Here is a 15,583-nt window from a genome sequence, read left to right on the forward strand (position 1 = left end):
CCGTCGGCCGATCATCGGGAGGGCCCGGGATAAGCGTTCTCCTCCCGGCCGAGGGGGCGGTCGAGGATCGGCGAGCGGGAAGGCGAGCGCGCGCTACGCGCGGGCCCCGACCCCGCGCGCGAGGCCGGCCGCAAGGAGCGCCTTGCCGACGTCGAGCGCGACGAACGGCGCGACGCCGAGCATGAACGCGCGCGGGAGGTCGAGGTTCAGGACGACCACGAGGCCCGCCATTCCACCCGCGTAGATGACCGCGACCCCCGCGAGCATCGCGAGCACGAGGCGGCCGTAGCCCGGCGCGCGGGCGGCGACGACGGCGACGAGCGCGGCGGCGACCGGCATCGCGAGGAGGTAGCCCCCGGTCGCGCCCGCGAGGTGGGCGAGGCCCGCCTTCGCGCCCTGGAAGACCGGGAGGCCGGCGGCGCCGAGGCCGAGGTACAGGCCCTGCGACGCGGCGCCCCACCGGAGGCCGAGGACGGCGGCCGCGAGGAGGGTCCCGAAGACCTGCATCGTGAACGGGACGGGCGTGAAGGGGAGGACGATGCGGACCTGCGCGAGGAGGCCCATGAGCGCGGCCCACCCGAGGGCGAGCGCGAGCATCGGGAGGAACCCCGTGTTCGAGCGCCAGGCGTGGAACCGGTCGAAGCGTTCGCGGACCGCGTGGACGGTGACCATGGCCGCGCCCATCGGCGTCACCGTCATGAAGGTTGCGCGGCGGCGTCGCTGCCGCGGCGCGGACCGTTCCCCGTTCGGGATCAGAAGGATTCAAGGCCCCTCCGGGACAGTGCCGGGCGCCATGTCCGCCATCGCCGAGGAGCGGCCCATGGAGCCGCCCCGCGAAACCCCCGCGAACGATCGGGCCGCCCAGCAGGCGAACGCGGCGTTCGCCGGATTCCTGCTCGTGAGCATCGGGATCGCGTTCTTCCTCATCCAGTCCGGGACGCTTCGCGGCCTCAACGCCGCCGGGATCCTCCTCATGGCGGTCGGCCTCGCCTTCCTGAGCGACGGGGCCTTCCGCCACGCGACGAGCGCCGGCGCCGCCGCGACGCGCAACAACCGCGTCATCGCGGGGGCCATCCTCGTCGCCGTCGGCGCCGTCGCGACGACCGACCTCGACGCATGGCCGCTCATCCTCGTCCTCGTCGGAGGGCTCCTCGTGGGCCGCGCCGTGATGAACGCGAGGCTGATATCCTGACGTCCGCCGCGACCGAGCCGCGTCTCGCGCCCCCGCCCGCGCGCGTTGCCGACCCGGATCCGTTGAACGGCCTCACCGCGGGCCTCGTCCTCGTCGCCGTCGGCGTCGTCATGTGGCTCCAGGTGAATCACCTGCTTTCACACCGGGATGTCCTGCCCACCCTGCTCGTCGCGCTCGGGGGCGTCCTCGTCGCCGACGGCGCGGTGCGCACGATGCGGCCTGACGAATCGACGAACCTGTGGGGGCGCTTCATCGCGGGGACGGCGCTCATCGTCCTCGGTCTCATCGTCCTCGCGGACGCGGCGGCCTACTGGCCCCTCGTCCTCGTGGCGGTCGGGCTCGCGCTGCTCCTCAAGGCCTTCGCGCGCCCGTCCTGGTAGCGCGACCGACCGCGGCCCAAACGTTCATCCTGCCCCGGTCGATGGGTAGCCCATGCCCAAGACGCCGGCGAAACGGAGCCGCGCGAAGCCCGCCCCGGAGCACGCCTTCGAGACGCGCCTCATCCACGCGGGCCAGGCGCCGGACCCCTCGACGGGCGCGGTCGTGACGCCCATCCACCCGACGACCACGTATGCGCAGGCGTCGCTCGGCGTCACCAAGGGCTTCGACTACTCGCGCGCGGGCAACCCGACCCGCAAGGCGCTCGAAGACTGCTTCGCGAGCCTCGAGAACGCGACGCGCGCCTTCGCCTTCGCGAGCGGGATGTCGGGCATCGTCACCGTCGCGCACCTCCTGAGCGCGGGCGACCACGTCGTGTGCGAGGAGAACGTGTACGGCGGCACGATCCGCTACTTCTCGAAGGTGGCGTCGCGCTTCGGGCTCTCCTTCGACTACGTCGACGCGTCGGATCCCAAGAACGTCGAGCGCGCGATGCGGCCCGAGACGAAGATGGTCTACCTCGAGACGCCCACGAACCCGAACCTCAAGCTCAACGACATCGAGGCGCTCGCCACCATCGCCCGCCGCGCGGGCGCGCTCACGGTCGTCGACAGCACGTTCGCGAGCCCCTACATCACGCGCCCGCTCGACCTCGGCGCGGACGTCGTGCTGCACAGCGCGACGAAGTACATCGGCGGGCACTCCGACGTGCTCGCCGGTCTCGTTGCGGTGAAGGACGAGGATCTCGCGGAGCGGCTCGCGTTCCTCTCGAAATCGATCGGGCCCGTTCTCTCGCCCTTCGATGCGTGGCTTCTCCTGCGCGGCCTCAAGACGCTCCACGTGCGGATGGAGGCCCACAGCGCGAACGCCACCGCGATCGCGACGCGGCTCGAGAAGCACCCGAAGGTCGCGCGTGTGAACTATCCCGGGCTCGCGTCGCACCCCCAGCGCGCCCTCGCGAAGCGTCAGATGCGCCTTCCGAGCGGCATGCTCTCGTTCGAGCTCAAGGGCGGATTCAAGGCCGCAACGCGCGCCATGGAGTCGGTCCGGCTATGGACGCTCGCGGAGAGCCTCGGCGCCGTGGAAAGCCTCGTGAGCCACCCCGCGAGCATGACGCACGCCTCCGTGCCCGCAAAGCAGCGTCGGAAGGCGGGCGTGACGGACGGTCTCGTGCGCCTGAGCGTCGGCCTCGAGAACCCGGACGACCTCTGGGCGGACCTCGAGCGGGCGCTCGCGAAGGCCTGAGGCAAGCGTCGGGGGACCGCGGCCCGGGAGGTGGAGAGGGAGGCACTTCCGCCGCGGCCGGACCGGGGGGGTCCGACGGCGGAAGCGGGGGCCGCGATCCCCGACGGCGATCCCATCGACGGCGCTATCTTAAAGCTTGAGACATTCTGACGGTGCCTACCGTACACGTCCGGACCGTCGCCGAAGTGACACCGTCCCGGACGGTCGCGCCCCGGCCGAAGGTTCCGGATCCGCGCCGACCCTCAAGCATCGCATCGAGAACTCTTTTAACGCTGACACCGGTTGACAAGGCCATGTCGAGGCGAAGCTGGGCCGCGCCCGTTGCATTCCTTGCGCTCCTCGGGGCCGCCCAGGCCGTGGTCGCGGAGGGCGTCGCGCCGACGTCCACCGGGCTGCCCCCCGTGGACGACGACGTCCGGGTGGGTCTCCCGGACCTTCTCGCCGTCCTCGGCCGCTCCGACACGGTCGCGCCCGAATCCCGGTCCGCGGCCGCGGCCTCGCTCGCGGTCCCCGCCGAGGCTTTCGCTCCGCCCTCCGCCGAGGCCGTCGCGTTCGGCGCCGTCGTTGCCGCCGCGCTTGCCGCCCTCGCCTGGGCCTGGCCCGTCCTCAAGCACGTCGCGGTCGCGCGCTTCTACGCGCACGTCCAGCCCTCCGAGGTCTTCGACAACGCGGTGCGGGAGCGCATCTTCGCCCACGTGAAGGCCGACCCGGGCGTGAGCGCGACGGACCTCGCGAAGCGCGCGGGCGTCTCCTGGGGCACGACCATCTACCACCTCGAAGTCCTCGAGCAGACGCGCATGGTCGTGAGCCTGCGCAACGGCCGCTACCGACGCTACTTCGAGAACGGCGCGGGCGACGCCGCGAAGCGCACGGCGGTCGCCGTCCTCCGGAACGACGTCACCGCGAAGGTCGCGAAGGCGCTCTCCGCCCATCCCGGCCTCAGCCAGAAGGAGGCGGCCCGCCTCGTCGGCCTCTCGCCCCAGGCCCTCCACTGGCACATCAACCGGCTCGCCGGCGCGGGCCTCCTGCGTCGCGAGCGCGACGGGCGCGTGGTGCGCCACTTCATGGCCGAGAAGACGGAAGCTTGACCCGCGAGGACGACCCACCCCGTCGCGTGCGTCTCGCGACCATCGGCCACTCGAACCGGCCGTTCGAGGCCTTCGTCGACGCCCTCGACGCCCACGGCGTCGACCGCGTCGCCGACGTCCGGACGGTACCGCGCTCGCGCACCGTCCCATGGTCGTCGCGGGAAACGCTCGCCCCCGCCCTTGAGCGGCGGGGCCTCGCATACCGCCATGACCCGGCGCTCGGGGGGCTGCGGAAGCCTCGCCCCGATTCGACGAACCAGGCTTGGCGCAATGCCGGTTTCCGCGGCTTCGCCGACCCCATGGAGACGGAGGCCTTCGAACGCGGCCTCGAGGACCTCCTCGCCTTCGGGGATGGCGGCTTCGCGGCCGTGATGTGCGCGGAGGCCGTGCCGTGGCGGTGCCACCGCTCGCTCATCGCAGATGCGCTCCTCGCCGCCGGGCACGAGGTCATCGACATCTTCGACGCGCGCTCGGCGAAGCCGCACGCGCTCGCGTCGTTCGCGCGCGTCGTGGACGGGCGCGTCCGTTACTGATCAGCGGCGCAGCCGGTCGACGAGCTTCACGCCGTCGATGAGGCCGTAGCCGTAGAACGCGTCGTGAGCGCTTTGCGTCTGGCCTTCGAGCGGACCCACCTTCTTCGCGGTTCCCATGAGGGCGTCCTTCACCCGCATCACGGTCGCGCGGTCCTTGCGCACGAGGTCCTTGTTGGCCTCGAGCGCGAGCGCGAGGATGCCGCCGACGACGGGCGCGGACTGGCTCGTGCCCGTCGCCTCGACGTACTTGCCCTCCTTCCACGCGGACAGGATGGAGACGCCGGGCGCGACGATCTCCGGCTTCTGGTTGGGATCGCCGTGGTAGCCGCGCGAGCATTCGCCGAGGCTGCGGGCGCGGCTCACGAGATCGCTGTTGTTGCACGAGCCCATGCAGCTGAACGAGCCGATGACGGCCCGCTTGTCCACCGCGCCGACGGCGATGACGCCGTCCACGCTCGCGGGGCTCGCGACGCGGCAGCTCGAACCCGTCTGGTCCTTCTTCGCGTTGCCCGCGGCCGCGACGACGTAGACGCCCTTTGCGACGGCGCGGTCCACCGCTTCCTCGGTGTCCGTCGAGAACACGAAGCCGGACTCGCCGCCGAGCGACAGCACGATGACGTCCGCGCCGTGCTTCACCGCGGCGTCGATGCCCGCGGCGACCTTGCTCTCGTCGCCCGTCCCGTCGGCCGCGATGGCCTTGATCGCGATGAGCGTGACCTTGGGCGCGATGCCCTTGAGATAGAAGCCCGAGAACGAGGTGGTCCATTCGCCCTGCGCGGCGATGATGCCCGCGACGTGCGTGCCGTGCCCGTTGTCGTCGTACGGTTTGTCGCTGCGACCGTTCACGAGGTCGGCCCAGAGGACCGTGACACCCGCGAACTCGGGGTGGCTGAGGTCGATGCCGGTGTCGATGACGGCCACCTTCACGCCCTTGCCCGTGAGGCCGCGGTCGTGCAGCGCGTCGACGCCCACCATCTTGGCGGGCCAGTTCGCGCCGAAGCCGGTGGAGGGGACGAGGCTACCGATGCAGCCCGACAAGGCGGAGGCGGCGAGGATGGCGACGAGAAGGGCCGCGACGGAGCGGCGGGGGGGCATGGGCGTGCGAGGGACAGGTGAGCCTTAAACATTGTCGGATGTGGCTCGAAGCGCCTGTCGCGGACGGCGGCCGCGTCGCGCCCGACGGAGCCGTCGCAAACCCTTTTCCCCCGGACCCCCGTCGCCGGGTCATGCGACTCCTCGTCCTCGCGCACGACGCGTGGGGCCCCGCCACGTCGAAGACCGGGCACGTCCTCGTGAAGTCCTCGCGCGACGGATGGTCGAAGGACGAGGTCGTCGCGATCGTCGACCGGTCCAAGGCCGGCCGCGACGCGGGCGAGTTCGCCTCGGTCGCGAAGGGCATCCCGGTCGTCGGCTCCGTGCGCGAGGGGCTCGACCTCAAGCCGGACGCGCTCGCGATCGGGATCGCGCCCGTCGGGGGACGGCTTCCGGACTTCTGGCGGCCCGATCTCGAGGCCGCGATCGGCGCGGGGCTCACGATCCTGAACGGGCTCCACCTCTTCCTCGGCGACGACCCGTCGCTCGCGGCCCTCGCCGCGAAGCACGGGGCGAAGCTCGTGGACGTCCGGCGCCCGCCGCCCGAAAAGCGCATCGCGACGGGCGAAGGCGCACTTGTCGACGCGCTCGTCGTGCTGCACGTGGGCACCGACTGCTCGTCGGGGAAGATGACGGCCGCGGTCGCGCTCGCACAGGAGGCGCGCCGCCGCGGCCTTGATGCGGGCTTCGTCGCGACCGGTCAGACGGGTATCATGATCGGCGCCGACGCGGGCGTCGCGATCGACGCCGTCGTCTCCGACTTCGTCGCGGGGACCGTGGAGAAGCTGGTGCTCGACGTCGCCGCCCAGGGCCGGACGATCATCTTCGTCGAAGGGCAGGGCTCGATCACGCATCCCGCGTACGCGGGCGTCACGTCGTCGCTCCTCATGGGCGCGTTTCCCGACATCCTGGTCGTGAGCGACGAGCCGCGGCGCGCCTGCTACACGTTCCCGAGCGCCTTCCCGTTCCCGAAGAACGACGCCGCGAAGGAGATCGCGCTCAACGAGGCGCTCCTCACGGCGACGACCGCGGGTCGCGCCGCGTGCCTCGCGCTCGTGACGCGGGGTCTCGACGACGCGGCGTACGCGGACGAGGTCCGCAGGGCCGAGCGCGCGACGGGGCTTCCGGCGGGGGACGTCTTCCGCGGCGACGCGCCGAAGCTCCTCGACGCGATCCTCAGGGCCGCCGAGGCGCGCGGGGTCTGGAAGGACGGGCGGCCGGTCCATGGCGCGAAGCGGCGCCGGATGGGGATCGCGTGATCGCGCTGACGTGGCGCGCGATCGACACGCCCACGGCGAGGGCGTTCAAGATCAGCGCCGGGACGATGACCTCGGCGCGGAGCGTCATCGTGGAGGCGCGCGACGACGAGGGCCGCGTGGGCTACGGCGAGGCGACGCCGAGCGCGCGCGTGACGGGCGAGAGCGAGGAATCCATCGCGAAATTCCTCGAATGGGCCCGCGGGGAGGTCAAGGACATCGACCCCGACGATCCGCGCCCGTTCCTCGCGGAGATGGCGACGAACATCTGCGGCAACGCGGGCGCGCGATGCGGCGTCGACCTCGCGCTCCACGACCTCTGGGGAAAGCGCGCCGGGAAACCCGCGCGCGCCCTCCACGGCATCGGGGACGGGGCGATCGAGATGCCGCTCACGGTCTCGATGGACCTCCCCGAGACGATGGCGCGCGAAGCGAAGGAATACTTCGCGCGCGGCTTCGACGTCCTCAAGGTCAAGCTCGGGCAGGCGCGCAACGACGAGCCGCGCATCGCCGCCGTGCGTCGCGCGGTTCCGCAGGCCCGCCTGCGCGTCGACGCGAACGAGGGCTGGTCGCGCGAGGAGGCGCGCAGGCTCGCGCCCGTGCTCTTCCGCCACGGCGTCGAGTTCATGGAGCAACCGCTCGCGCGGAACGATCTCACGGGACTTGCGGAGCTTTCGCGCACGAGCGAGGTGCCCGTCGTCGTCGACGAATCCGTCGCGGACGCAACCGACGTGGCGCGCCTCGTCGATCATCGCTTCGCGGGCGGCGTGAACGTGAAGCTGCAGAAGGCGGGCGGCCTCAAGCCCGCGCTCGACGCGATCCTCGCCGCGCGGGCGGCGGGCTTCGGGACGCAGGTCGGCTGCAACGTGGAGACGGGCGTCGGCATCGCGGGCGCCGCGCAGCTCATCCCGCTCCTCGACTGGGCCGACCTCGACGGGAACCTCCTCCTTGCGCGCGATCCGTTCGAGGGCGTCCGCGGCGAACGCGGACGCATCGCGGTCCCCGCGGCGCCCGGCCTCGGCGTGCGCCCCTCGTGACGGACGCCGCCGCAAGCCGGCCGGGACATGTCACCGCGCCCAGGGTCGGGGGAGGCTTCAAGCTCCGTGAGACGCTGTGTCGTGCGGGAGGCTCACCGTGCACGTCCAGCGCAGCGTCGCGTGGCTCGTCATCGTCTCGTTCGTCCTCGCCCCCGCCGCGGCCACGCACGGCCACGTGGAATGGGAAGCCGAGGAATCCAATAGGCCGACCCTCGACCTCGCGGGTCAGAAGAATGGCGTCCCCGAGGCGTACCGCGACCGCGGCGCGACCCCGGGCGGGCTGCGCCTCCTCGACGACTTCTGGGACAACACCGGCGGACACGCCGCCGTTCCGGGCGTCGAATACCCCCTCTCGGTCCTCGGGGGTGAACCCCCCCGGGGTTCGACCTTTGAAAACCATGGCGACACGCGCCGCGCCACGGGCGGCCTCGCCGCGCCCCTCATCGTTCCCGGCGCGAGCCGCTTCCTCGCGTGGTACGGGTATTGGGACGACAAGAACGAGGATGGCCGCATCGACGAGTTCGCGACGACGTCCGCCCTCAACGAGTGGACGCTCACGCCCGGCGCGAAGCTCTACTCCTACGTCGAGCCGGGGCCGCGCCCGACGCTCACCGCGAAGACGCGGCCCGCCGCCACCGACCCCGACTTCACGTACGTCGATTCCGGCCCCGCGCTCCTGCGCCTCTACAAGAGCGGCTCCCAGTTCCTCGGCGAGGTCCTCGTCTTCCTCGACGGGTCGCTCCTGCAGACGCTCCGCGTCGACACCGTCACGGATCCCGTCCTCGCCCCCTCGGGGCCCGCGCGCCCCTACACGCCGCGCCCCGATTCGCTCGTGGACATCGACATCTACGCGTCGCTCGCGCCCGGCCCCGTCGAGGCGCTCTACGCGGCCACGGCCGCGCCTCTCGTGCACGAGTTCGCCTCGCCGAGCCAGGGCCTCTGCCCCACGAACTGCCGCGGCCTCCCATGGTCCCCCGGACCCGTCGCATCGCCCCTCGTGGGCCCCGCGTACGCGCTCGTCTACGAGCGTTACCTGCAGGAGACGCACCCGGATTCCCGGTCCTCCGCCGCGGGCCGGCTCCACGAGTTCCGGGAAGCGCATCGCGGATGGGCGGACCTCATTGCGCTCTACGCGACGCCGAACGATCCCTACACGCCCGACGTCGCGACGCCCCTGCCGGGGCGCGGCGCGAACGGACTTCCCGCGATGATTCCCGGCTACCTTGGCTTCGAGGTCCGCACGGGTCTGTGGCGCGATGTCACCGACGACGGATTCGTGGGGCGCGTCGGAAGCGACCCGTACGACCACGGAAACCGCCCCATCGCGGACCGCTACGAGGACTCGGCGGGCGAGTACCTGGGCGTCTACGCGCGCGACGAGACCGGACGCGAGATCCGCGGGTCCGCGCCGGTCGGAGGGCGCGAGATGGTCGTGACGTTCCGCCCCGTCCCGAGCTGGGGCGAAGCCGGCGTCCTCGTGACGTGGGACACCGGCACGCCGGCCGTGGACGTCCTCCCGTTCCTCTGCGTGTTCACGATCCCGCCTCCCTCGGGATGCCCCCCGCTGGGGGCATTTCTCTCCGACCCCCCGAGGAGCCTGGGTCACGTGACGGGCGACGCGGTCGTCACCGTCACCGCGGTCGCCGGCGCCGTCGACCCCGGTCGCTACGCGACGAACGGATTCCTCTTCCTTCCAACCGGCACGCAGAACTTCGCGATCGAGGTCTGCACGGAACCCCTCGTGATCCGGCACGTCCTGAACGGCGACGAGATCGACGAGCCCGTCCGCGACTGCGACGTCATCGACCGGCTGGAGACCTGACCCTTGAGATCCACCGCCTTCGCCTTCGCGTTCGCCCTGGCCTTCGCCTCGCCGCTCGCCGCCGCCTCCGCCGGCGACGTGAGGTGGGAGGCGGAGGAGCCGAACCGGATCGCGCTCGACCACGCCGGCCAGCGCAACAACGTCGACGTCGCCTACGCGGATCGCGGCGCAACCCCGGCCGGTCACCTCATCCTCGACGGCTTCTACGATCACATGGGCGGCGTCGTGCTCCCGAACGCCGGCGCGTTCACGGGCGCGCGCGATTCGTCCATCGATCAGAAGGGCAACCTCCGGCGCTCCTCCGGCGGCGAGGCGCCCGACGTCATCCTCCCGGGCGCGGGCCGCTTCTTCGCATGGTACGGAACGTGGAAGGACGCGGACGGCGACGGTCGCATCCGCGTGAACCCCACGCTCCCCGGCCTGCCCGCGGGCAACGAGTTCGCGCTCGCCTCGAAGTCGCTCTATGGATACGTCGAGCCCGGCCACCGCGCGCCCGCGACGTCGACCTCGAGCGGCGGAAGCGACGCGCCCGACTTCAGCTACCACCGCGGCACGTACATCATGCCGCTCTTCCAGTCCGGCGGCATCACGCCGTACGACCTCACGGTCTTCCTGGACGGGAGCCTCGTGCAGGCCATCACGGTCGAATCCGTGGGCGATCCGATCCTCTCGCCCGGCGATACCGGCAAGCCCTACACGCTCAAGGAGACCACGCTCGTCGACATCGACGTCCACGCGGCCGTCGCGCCCGGGCCCGTCGCCTCCCTGTATGCCGTCACCGCGGGCCCCCTCGTCACCCCCGCAGCCTCGCCGAACCGCGGCTTCTGCCCGCAGAACTGCCGGTTCCCGCCCGTGGCGCCGCCGCCGGTCGCAAGCGAGCCCGTGGGCGTCGCGCAGGGGGCCGTGTTTCCCCGCTACGCGCAGGAGACGAGCGCGGGCAGCGCCTCGACCGCGGAGGGGCGCCTCGCCGACTACCAGGAGGCGTTCCGCGCGTGGGCCGACCTCGTGCCGCTCGCCGTGGAGCCGCACTCCTTCCTCGCGCCCGAGCACGTGTCGCCCCTCCTCGGACGCACCGACGAAGGCGCCCCAGCGATGCGATCGGGATACTTCGGCTTCCATCTCTGGACGGGTCTCTGGAAGGACCTGAACGGGGACGGATTCGTCGGCGTCGCGAGCGCGGATCCGTACGATCACGGCAACCGGCCGATCCCCGATGATTACGTGGGCGGCTTCCCCGAGTTCGTGCCCGTCTGGGGCGTGAACGCGCAGAACCACACCCTCGGGCCACAGACGCTCCTGCAGCTCACCTACCGTCCGATCCCGGACTGGGGCCCCGGCGTCATGGTCACCGATCGACTCGGCACGCCGCAGCCCGCCGTCCTCGGGAACGGCGAATCGATCCCGCCGGAACCGCTCCCCCGTCTCATGGGCGCGCCGACCGTGCGGGATCCATCGCTCTGGTTCGTGACGGGGAACGCCACGATCGCGATGCGCGGCCTCGGGGCGCCCGTCGACACGGGCCGCTACTACGCGTTCGACTACCTCTTCCTCCCCGTCGGGACGAACGGCTTCGCGTTCGAGGTCTGCCACGAGTGGCTCACGATCGCGCACGCGTCCGGCGGCGAAACCCGCGACGAGACCGTGCGCGACTGCGACGTGATCGGTCGCCTCGCGGGGACCTGATCACGGCGCGCTCGCGACGACCGCGAGGATGTCCTCGCCGAACATCTCGGCCTTCTTCGGGCCGATCCCCTTCACCGCGAGGAGCTCGGGCACCGTGCGCGGACGCGCGACCGCGATCGCCTCGAGCGTCGCGTCGCTCGCGATCACGTACGCGGGCACCCGGGCCTCGCGCGCGAGCCTGCCGCGCCACGCTTTGAGGGCCTCGAGAAGCGGCGCCGCCTCCGCGGGCACCTCCGCGCGCGGCGCGCGCTCGCGCGGCTCCGCGAGGGTCTCGTGCGCGGCGGCCGGCGCGCCTCGCGACGGCGGCCTCGCGACAGGTTTCGGGTCGCCGTCGCGCGCAAGCCGCCACGTCTCGCCGCCGTGCGCGAGCGTCTCCTTCCGGATGGCGCCCTCGGCCGCCAGCTGCTTCAGCGCGCCCTTGATCGCCGCGTCCGAGCGCAGCGCGAGCGCGCCGAAGCCCGGCTTCGACGCGAGCCAATCGCCGCCCGACGTATCGCCGCGCAGCATCTTCACGAGATTCGCCTCGCCGAGACCGCGCAGGCTCCCGAGCGCGTCCAGGATCGCGCGCCGCACCGCGGCGTCGTCGGGCGCGATCCGCGCGTCCGCGACGTGCGCGAGCCCGAGGCACCGGTCGCACGCGCCGCACGTCGCCGGCACGTCCGGGTCGCCGAAATGGCGGCGGAGGGCCGCGCGGCGGCAGCCCTTCGATTCGGCATAGGCGACGACCTCGCGCGCGCGGGCCTCCGAGAGCGCCTTGTAGCGCGAAAGCACCTCCGAAACCGAGCCCTTCGCGTCGACCCGCCGGAAGAGCAGGTCGCGATCCCACGTCTCGTACCCGACCGCGCCGCGATCCGACATCTCCGCGAGCCGCGCCTCCACGTCCTCGGGCCCGACCCCGAGGATCGGCGCGAGCGCGAACACGTCCGTCGCCTGGCCCCGGAGCGCGACGAGCGCGGGATCCTGCGCGCGATCGATCGCGATCGTCCGCGGCACGTCCGGAAGCCGCGCGAGCCGGCCCGCCTCGACAAGGATGCTCAGCGCCACCCGCGGTCGGACCTCCTCGCGGTCGAGCGCGTCGAGCTTCGCGGGATCGACGACCGCGAAGTCGCCGCGCGCGCCCTCCGCGACGAGCCGCTCGACCGCCGCGACAAGGTCGAGCGAAGGCAGATCCCGCCGCGCGTGCGAAACGAGTTGCGCGCCGTCCGCGGGCGCCGCGACGAGGAGCGCGCGCGCCGGAAGCCCGTCGCGGCCCGCGCGGCCCGCCTCCTGATAGTACGCCTCGAGGCTCGACGAGGGGTCGTGGTGCGCGATGAATCGGATGTCCGGCTTGTCGACGCCCATCCCGAACGCGATCGTCGCGACGAGCACCCGGACCTCGCCCGCCATGAAACGGTCCTGCACGGCCGCGCGGTCGAGGATTCCCGCGTGGTACGACGCCGAAGCGATGCCGAGCGACGCGAGGGCGCCCGCGATGAGGTCCGCCTTGTCGCGGCTCGACACGTACACGACGCCCTGCCCCTCGGCGTCGCGGCAGAACGTCGCGACGTGCGCGAGCTTCTCGTCCGCGTCGCGCGCAAGCACCGCCTCCCAGCGGATGTTCGGTCGGTCCACGCTCGCGCGCACCACCGTCATCGCGCCGAGGCGCGCGAGGATGTCCTCCGCGACCCGCGGCGGCGCCGTCGCCGTCACCGCGAGCACGGGGGGCGACCCGAGACGCCGCCGAGCGTCCGCAAGCGCCAGGTAATCCGGGCGGAAGTCATGCCCCCAAAGAGAAACGCAATGCGCCTCGTCCACCGCGAAGCGCTTCACGCCCGCGCGCTTGAGCGCCGCCACGAACCCCGCCTGCCGCAGACGCTCCGGCGCCGCGTAGACGAGGCGATACCGCCCTGCCGCGATGTCGTCCACCGCGCGCCGCGCCTCGAACGGCGCCATCTCCCCCGTGACCGCGACCGCCGCCGCGCGCATCGGCGCGGGAAGCGAGTCGAGCTGGTCCTTCATGAGCGCGATGAGCGGGCTCACGACGAGCGTCACGCCCGGCGAGAGCACGGCCGGAAGCTGGAAGAGGAGCGACTTGCCCGACCCCGTCGCGAGGATCGCGAACACGTCCTCGCCCCGAAGCACCCGCACGAGCGCCTCGTCCTGGCCCGGCCGCAGCGACGCGTGGCCCAGGTGGCGCTTCACCAGCGCGGCCGCTTCCGCGATCTCGTCCGGCGTGACGGGGCGCGACATGACGCACGCGCAAGGCGGCCACGCTTCTTCAAGGCGATGCCGAGGTCGCGGGGGGAGGTCGCGCAGGGCGGGCGCCGGGCGTCGGGATTCGGGACCGGGGCCGGGTGTCGGGCGTCGGGATTCGGGACCGGGTCCGGGTCCGGGTCCGGGTGTCGGGCGTCGGGATTCGGGTCCGGGTCCGGGCGTCGGGACCGGGTCCGGGACCGGCGGTTGGCTGGCGCGCGCCGCCCGCACGGCGCGCGCCGCGCGCGCCGCGCGCGATGTGCGTGATGTGCGTGATGTGCGCGCCGCGCGCGAGGCGCTTCACGCCCTCGCGCGGCGCGCCAGCCGGCGCGGCGTCGCCGAGCGAGATCCGCTCCGCTGCGCCTGCCAGGGGAAGGCCCCCGAAGGGACCCAGGAGAGTGAGCAGGGATGAGAAGGGGGGAGGGGGGAGGCTTGAGTCAGGATAAGCTCTCTTCCCTGCTCGACGACCGCTCTGCCGGTGATGGTATTAACCGTTGTCGCCGGCACCATAGGGGCGCCTTGGACATGCGTACACAGGGGGAAATCAGCCTCGGGGCAGCCACAAACCCCTTTATACGCGAAGCACTTTCCGACGCACTCGGACCCTTTTGTGGGGGTAGCCTAGACTGGTAAGGCGCAGGATTGCTAATCCTGTGCTCTATGAGCTCGGGGGTTCAAATCCCCCCTCCCACGCTTCGCCTCAGCGAAGCGGGACGGGCGATATGAACCGCGGTTTCGACCCCGCGCGCGAGTCGCTCCGCCGGGGCGCCTTCTGCCCGACCGCCTCACAGCTCGTGCAGGATATGCCCCGTCCGCGGCTCGGGATCGCTCGCGAGGTAGGAGGAGCGCTTCGCGGGCGTGCCGAGCGTCCTCCTCGCTCGTGAACCGGACCCCATGCAGGGTCTCCTTCTCCCCCGTGCGGACGAGCGTGAAGCTCTGGAAGCCGGGCATCCCCGGAAGCTCCTCGGCCAGGCCCTTGAGTTCGTTGACCCCCTTCTCGACGTCCGCCTCGCTCTTGTAGCGGAGTCTCACGACGTTCGCATGCATGAACGGGGCTTGCGCGCGCATCGTGCTTGACGGTCGTCGCCCGCCGCTTCGATCACCCGAACGCCAGTTCAAGGAGCAGGCGGTCTTCGAGGTCGATGCGGTCGCCGAAGAGGCCGGCGCCTCCAAGATCGATGCGGTCGAAGTCGCGAAGCGTCCGACTGACGCCGCCGCCGAAGAGGTCGTCCACGACGTCGAGGGCCGCGTCGCGGCGGTCCTCGACCCGGTCGCGGCGGTCCTCGAGGATGTCGATCGCGCGGTCGATGTCGTCGATGCGGTCGCGGATCCGGTCGCGCGTGCGCTCGTTCTCCACGAGGCGGAGGTCGCGGCGAAGCTCGTCCTCGCGGCGTTCGAGGTCCGCGATGTCCTGGTCGATGTCGCGGATGTCGCGCGTCGCCTCGCTCGCGACGTCGGTCACCCGGTCGAGGCTCCCGAAGTCGCGGAGGTCGACGTCGGCGCTGCGGCCGAGGTCGAGGCCGAAGGCGTCGAGCACGTCGTCGCGGCGGTCCTCGAGCGCGTCGAGCCGGTTCTCGCGGGCATCGCGGCGATCCTCGAGGATGCGGATCGCGTCGTTGACGTCCGCGATGCGGTCGCGGATGCGGTCGCGCGTGGGCTCGCTCGCGGTCCGGCGCAGGTCGTCGCGCAGGTCGCGCTCGAAATCCTCGAGGTCGGCGACATCCCGGTCGATGTCGAGGATGCGTTCGCGCTCGTCGCGGATGTCGCCCTGGATGTCGTCGAGGAAGCGGGAAACCTCGGAGTCGCCGAAGGCGAGGATACCCAGGTCGCCGAGCTGGGCAACCGCAGGCGCCGCCGTCGCGAGGGCCCCCGCGACCATCACGACGACGATGGCCGTCGCCCGCCCGCGCGCCTTCCTTCTGCCCGTCGCGGTCATGGTTTCAAGGTTGCGGGTTTCACGCATAGGGGCTATGGACGACCTGACGGTAAGCGTGATCCGCCCCGCAGGCGCGATAAGCGGGGTTC

The 15,583-nt window shown here is 72.2% G+C and carries 13 protein-coding genes and 1 tRNA gene; 10 read left to right on the plus strand and 4 right to left on the minus strand.

Features of this window, described 5'->3' with window-relative positions; translation table 11 throughout:
* Positions 1–93: 93 nt before the first annotated feature.
* The gene (locus tag VM889_03405) at positions 94–672 is read right to left on the minus strand and encodes a biotin transporter BioY (protein HVL47582.1); all 579 of its coding nucleotides are present in this window, start codon (positions 670–672) and stop codon (positions 94–96) included.
* 121 nt (positions 673–793) lie between these two features.
* Between VM889_03405 and VM889_03410 the strand changes: the two genes are divergently transcribed.
* From VM889_03410 to VM889_03430, 5 genes are all read left to right on the plus strand, one after another.
* A complete protein-coding gene (locus VM889_03410) occupies positions 794–1,192 on the plus strand; it encodes a hypothetical protein (GenBank protein HVL47583.1) in 399 nt (132 codons plus the stop codon).
* Positions 1,193–1,254: 62 nt separating this feature from the next.
* A complete protein-coding gene (locus VM889_03415) occupies positions 1,255–1,572 on the plus strand; it encodes a hypothetical protein (protein HVL47584.1) in 318 nt (105 codons plus the stop codon).
* A gap of 52 nt (positions 1,573–1,624) precedes the next feature.
* A complete protein-coding gene (locus VM889_03420) occupies positions 1,625–2,815 on the plus strand; it encodes a PLP-dependent aspartate aminotransferase family protein (GenBank protein HVL47585.1) in 1,191 nt (396 codons plus the stop codon).
* A 293-nt stretch (positions 2,816–3,108) separates the two neighbouring features.
* The gene (locus VM889_03425; protein HVL47586.1) at positions 3,109–3,903 is read left to right on the plus strand and encodes a winged helix-turn-helix transcriptional regulator; all 795 of its coding nucleotides are present in this window, start codon (positions 3,109–3,111) and stop codon (positions 3,901–3,903) included.
* A gap of 26 nt (positions 3,904–3,929) precedes the next feature.
* The gene (locus tag VM889_03430) at positions 3,930–4,436 is read left to right on the plus strand and encodes a DUF488 domain-containing protein (protein HVL47587.1); all 507 of its coding nucleotides are present in this window, start codon (positions 3,930–3,932) and stop codon (positions 4,434–4,436) included.
* Here VM889_03430 and VM889_03435 read toward each other — a convergent pair whose 3' ends face one another.
* Positions 4,437–5,531, minus strand: a complete 1,095-nt coding sequence (locus tag VM889_03435) for a S8 family serine peptidase (GenBank protein ID HVL47588.1) — start codon at positions 5,529–5,531, stop codon at positions 4,437–4,439. It lies immediately after the preceding gene.
* Positions 5,532–5,662: 131 nt separating this feature from the next.
* Here VM889_03435 and VM889_03440 point away from each other — a divergent pair, with 131 nt between their 5' ends.
* The 4 genes from VM889_03440 (at position 5,663) to VM889_03455 (ending at position 11,326) form a co-directional block, all read left to right on the plus strand.
* Positions 5,663–6,787 (plus strand): DUF1611 domain-containing protein, encoded by a 1,125-nt coding sequence (locus tag VM889_03440; GenBank protein HVL47589.1) that lies wholly within the window; start codon positions 5,663–5,665, stop codon positions 6,785–6,787.
* Positions 6,784–7,821: a dipeptide epimerase gene (locus tag VM889_03445; protein ID HVL47590.1), complete on the plus strand. Its 1,038-nt coding sequence runs from the start codon at positions 6,784–6,786 to the stop codon at positions 7,819–7,821. Before VM889_03440 ends, VM889_03445 begins: the two co-directional genes overlap by 4 nt.
* 97 nt (positions 7,822–7,918) lie before the next feature.
* The gene (locus VM889_03450; GenBank protein ID HVL47591.1) at positions 7,919–9,643 is read left to right on the plus strand and encodes a hypothetical protein; all 1,725 of its coding nucleotides are present in this window, start codon (positions 7,919–7,921) and stop codon (positions 9,641–9,643) included.
* Between the two features lie 3 nt (positions 9,644–9,646).
* A complete protein-coding gene (locus VM889_03455) occupies positions 9,647–11,326 on the plus strand; it encodes a hypothetical protein (protein ID HVL47592.1) in 1,680 nt (559 codons plus the stop codon).
* Here the strand turns inward: VM889_03455 and VM889_03460 are convergent, their stop codons facing one another.
* On the minus strand, positions 11,327–13,555 hold the full coding sequence (locus VM889_03460; GenBank protein HVL47593.1) for an ATP-dependent DNA helicase RecQ: 2,229 nt from the start codon (positions 13,553–13,555) through the stop codon (positions 11,327–11,329).
* Between the two features lie 613 nt (positions 13,556–14,168).
* Here VM889_03460 and VM889_03465 point away from each other — a divergent pair.
* Positions 14,169–14,251: transfer RNA gene (locus VM889_03465), tRNA-Ser, on the plus strand.
* A gap of 406 nt (positions 14,252–14,657) precedes the next feature.
* Here VM889_03465 and VM889_03470 read toward each other — a convergent pair.
* Positions 14,658–15,494, minus strand: coding sequence for a hypothetical protein (locus VM889_03470; protein ID HVL47594.1), 837 nt, complete (start codon positions 15,492–15,494; stop codon positions 14,658–14,660).
* Positions 15,495–15,583: the final 89 nt, after the last annotated feature.

The organism is Candidatus Thermoplasmatota archaeon (assembly GCA_035540375.1).
Lineage (GTDB): Archaea > Thermoplasmatota > SW-10-69-26 > JACQPN01 > JAJPHT01 > DATLGO01.